The 3,819-nt window shown below is 69.1% G+C and carries 3 protein-coding genes; all 3 read right to left on the minus strand.

Annotated features, from left to right (window positions below; all coding sequences use genetic code 11):
- Positions 1-2,254 (minus strand): 2Fe-2S iron-sulfur cluster-binding protein (locus ALA01S_RS30330; protein ID WP_066343402.1); only part of this gene is annotated, 2,254 nt, incomplete at its 3' end.
- A complete protein-coding gene (locus ALA01S_RS30335; RefSeq protein WP_066343410.1) occupies positions 2,251-2,565 on the minus strand; it encodes a sarcosine oxidase subunit delta in 315 nt (104 codons plus the stop codon). The genes ALA01S_RS30335 and ALA01S_RS30330, both read right to left, overlap by 4 nt.
- Before the next feature lie 21 nt (positions 2,566-2,586).
- Positions 2,587-3,819 (minus strand): sarcosine oxidase subunit beta family protein (locus tag ALA01S_RS30340; RefSeq protein ID WP_066343412.1); only part of this gene is annotated, 1,233 nt, incomplete at its 5' end.

The following is a 3,819-nucleotide window of genomic DNA, read 5'->3' on the forward strand; positions in this document are numbered from 1 at the left end:
GCAGCTCGGGCCACTCCGTCTGGTGCCAGCGCTCCAGCCAGTTGAGCACCTTGGCCGCGCCGCCGGTGGTGGTGGTCATGTAGAAGCGCGTGTCGGAGATGCAGGCCGTCACGCCGTCGTCCATGACCATGCCGTTCTCGTCGAGCATCAGGCCGTAGCGGCATTTACCAGGGGCGAGCTGGCTCCAGGCGTTGGCGTAGACGCGGTTGAGGAACTCGCGCGCGTCGGGGCCGTCGATCTGGATCTTGCCCAGGGTGGAGGCGTCCATCACCGCCACGCCCGTGCGCGCGGCGCGGCACTCGCGCGCCACGGCGGCGTGCAGGTCCTCGCCGTTCTTGGGGAAGTACCATGGCCGCATCCAGTTGCCCACGGGCTCCAGCTCGGCCTTGCGCGCGGCGTGGCTGGCGTGGATGGCCGTCGTGCGCACCGGGTCGAAGGTGTCACCCTCCATGGTGCCGGCCAGCGCCCCGAGCGACACCGGCGTGTAGGCCGGGCGGTACGTGGTCGTGCTGACCTCGGACACGGGCCGCTTCAAGGCACGCGCCGTGATCACGAAGCCGTTGACGTTGGACAGCTTGCCCTGGTCCGTGCCGAAGCCCAGCGCCGTGAAGCGTTTCACATGCTCGATGTGCTGCCAGTTCTCCCGGATGGACAGCTCGATGTCGGCGGCCGTCACGTCGTTCTGGTAGTCCACGAAGGCCTTGGCGCCCACGCCTTCCGGCTTGCCGTCGGGCACGCGGTACATGTGGCGCGGGGCTTGAACGGGCGACGTGTTGCAGCGCGGCGCGTTGAGCTGCGCCTTGGCGCCCAGCGTCTTGAGCACCTCGCGCATGGCCTCCGTGGTCTGCTTGAGCGCCTCTTCCAGGCCGAAGGCACCGGTCACGGAGCCCGCGCAGGCGATGCCTTCACGGCCCGCCTTGGGCACCACGAAGGCAGCCACGGTCTCGTCCCAAACAGGGCGGCGGCCGTCGTGGCAGAACAGGTGCACCGTGGGCGACAGGCCGCCGGAAGACAGCAGCGCGTCGCAGCGCAGCGTGGGGCCGGAGCCGACGGCTTCATCCTTTTGCGGATGCAGCTTCACCAGCTTGGCGGCCTTCACCTCGTTGCGGCCCACGGCCTCGCCCACGGCGAAGCCCTGGTGCACGGTGACGTTGGCTTCCAGCCGGCGGGCGATGCCCTGCGGGCGCGGATCGACCACGTGCACCTTGGCGCCCGCAGCCGCCAGCCCGTTGGCACAGTCGTAGATCATGTCGCTGGTGCCGGTGACCACGACTTCCTGGCCCACCCGCACGCCGTAGCGCTTGAGGAAGGTCTGGCCGGCGGAGACGGTCATCACGCCAGGTAAATCGTTGTTGCCGAACACCAGCGGCCGCTCGATGGCACCGGTGGCCAGCACGATGTGGCGGGCGCGGATCTTGTGCTGGCGCTGGCGCGGCAGCAGCGGGTCGCGCGCGCCGATGGGCAGGTGGTCCTGCATCAGCTCCACGGCCAGCACCAGGTTGTCCTGGTACAGGCCGAAGGCCGTGGTGCGGCTCAGGCAAGTCACATTGGGCAGCTTGTCCAGCGTGGCGCGCACCGAGCGCAGGAAGGCGTCGCTGTTGCGGCCGTCGATGCTCGCGGACGGGTCCGACAGCAGCCAGCCGCCCAGCTCGCTTTGCTCGTCCACCAGCACCGTCTTCAGCCCGGCCTGGCCGGCCTGCAGCGCGGCCAGCAGGCCGCAGGCGCCGCCGCCCACGATCAACACGTCCACGTGGTGGTACAGGTGGTCGTAGTGGTCGGGGTCGGCTTCGGTGGGCGCGCTGCCGAAGCCGGCGAACTTGCGGATCACGGCCTCATACGCCGGCCAGAACTTGCGCGGCCACTTGAACGTCTTGCTGTAGAAGCCCGCGGGCATGAAGCGCGAGGCCTTGCCCAGCGTGGCTTTCAAATCGAAGTCCAGCGAAGGCCAGCCCGAGGTGGTGGCGGCCTTGAGCCCGTCGTACAGCTCGGCCTGCGTGGCCTTGATGTTGGGGACGGTGTGCGCGCCTTCCTCCATCTGCACCAAGGCATTCGGTTCTTCCGCCCCGGCGCCCAGGATGCCGCGCGGGCGGCCGTACTTGAAACTGCGGGCCAGGCGCTTGTAGCCGTTGGCCAGCAGCGCGGAAGCGAGCGTGTCGCCGGCGTAGCCGCTGTGGGTCTTGCCGTCGAAAGTAAAAGTGACCTTGCGCCGCGTGTCGATGCGGGTGCCGGCGATGTCAACGCGTTGGGCGGTCATGCAGCTGCTCCTTGGGTTTCCTGGGTCTCTTTGTCGAACAGCGGCTTGGCGTCCTGCAGCGTCCAGGTGCCGGAGATCTCGTAGGTGGCGGTGTTGCGGCGCACGGCGAAGACCTTGCGGCACGCGGCGCTGTGCTGCCACTGCTCCCAGAGCCAGCCCTTGGTGTTGCGGCGCATGAAGAGGTAGTCGCCCCAGGTTTCGTCGTCAACCTGGGCCGGGTTGGCCGGGCGGGCGATGTAGGCCTCGCCGGCGTAGCTGAACTCCTCTTCCTCGCGGAGCTCGTTGCAGTGGGGGCAATGCAGTCGGAGCATGGTGCTTGCGTCCTCGGGGCTTCAGTGCGCGACGCCGGCGGCGCCGTGCTCGTCGATGAGGTGGCCGCTGTGGAAGCGGTCTATGGAGAAGGGCGCGGCCAGCGGGTGCGGGCGGTCGTTGGCGATGGTGTGGGCGAACACGTGCCCCGACCCCGGGGTGGCCTTGAAGCCGCCCGTGCCCCAGCCGCAGTTGAAGTACAGGCCCTGCACCCGGGTCTTGCTGATGATCGGGCAGGCGTCGGGGCACACGTCCACGATGCCGCCCCACTGGCGGTTCATGCGCACGCGCGAGAACTGCGGGAACAGCTCGATGATGGCCGCAGCCGTGTGGTCGATCACGTGCGGGCTGCCGCGCTGGCCGTAGCCCAGGTAGCTGTCGATGCCTGCGCCAATGACCAGCTCGCCCTTGTCGGACTGGCTCAAGTAGCCGTGCACCGCGTTGCTCATGATCACGGTGTCGATCACGCGCTGCATGGACTCGGACACGAAGGCCTGCAGCGGGTGGCTCTCCACCGGCAGGCGCAGCCCGGCCATGCGTGCCAGCACCGAGGAGTGGCCCGCGGCCACGCAGCCCACGCGAGCGGCCTTCACGTAGCCCTGGCTGGTCTGCACGCCCAGCACGCGCCCGCCCTGCACGTCCAGCCCCGTGACCTCGCAGTTCTCGATCAGGTCCACGCCCAGCCGGCTGGCGGCGCGGGCGAAGCCGCGCGCCACGGCGTCGTGGTGGGCGATGCCCGCGCGCGGCTGCCAGCTCGCGCCCAGCACGGGGTAGCGGGCGCGGCGGCTGCAGTCGAGCTGCGGAATCTTCTCCTGGACTTCCGCGGCGTTGAGCACCTGGGCATCGATGCCTTGGAGCCGGTTGGCGTTGACGCGGCGCTCGATGTCGCGCATGTCCTGCAGCGTGTGGCCCAGGTTGAACACGCCGCGCTGGCTGAACATCACGTTGAAGTTGAGGTCCTCGGTCAGGCCCTCCCACAGCTTCATCGCGTGCTCATAGATGAACGCGGCCTCGTCCCAGAGGTAGTTGGAGCGCACGATGGTGGTGTTGCGCGCCGTGTTGCCCCCGCCCAGGTAGCCCTTCTCCAGCACCGCGATGCGGCCCACCTTGTGGTTCTTGGCCAGGTAGTAGGCCGTGGCCAGGCCGTGCCCGCCGCCGCCGACGATCACCACGTCGTAGCTGGACTGCAGCTGGGCGCGCCGCCATGCCGGCTCCCACGTCTTGTGGTGCTTCAAGCCGTTCTTGAGAAGGCTCCA

Origin of the sequence: Azohydromonas lata NBRC 102462 (genome assembly GCF_001571085.1) — a bacterium.
Classification (GTDB): Bacteria; Pseudomonadota; Gammaproteobacteria; order Burkholderiales; family Burkholderiaceae_C; genus Azohydromonas; species Azohydromonas lata.

Bases quoted from the DNA above. Each gene is read 5' to 3' on its own strand.
- ALA01S_RS30335 (WP_066343410.1), bottom strand. From the start codon at position 2,565: ATGCTCCGACTGCATTGCCCCCACTGCAACGAGCTCCGCGAGGAAGAG.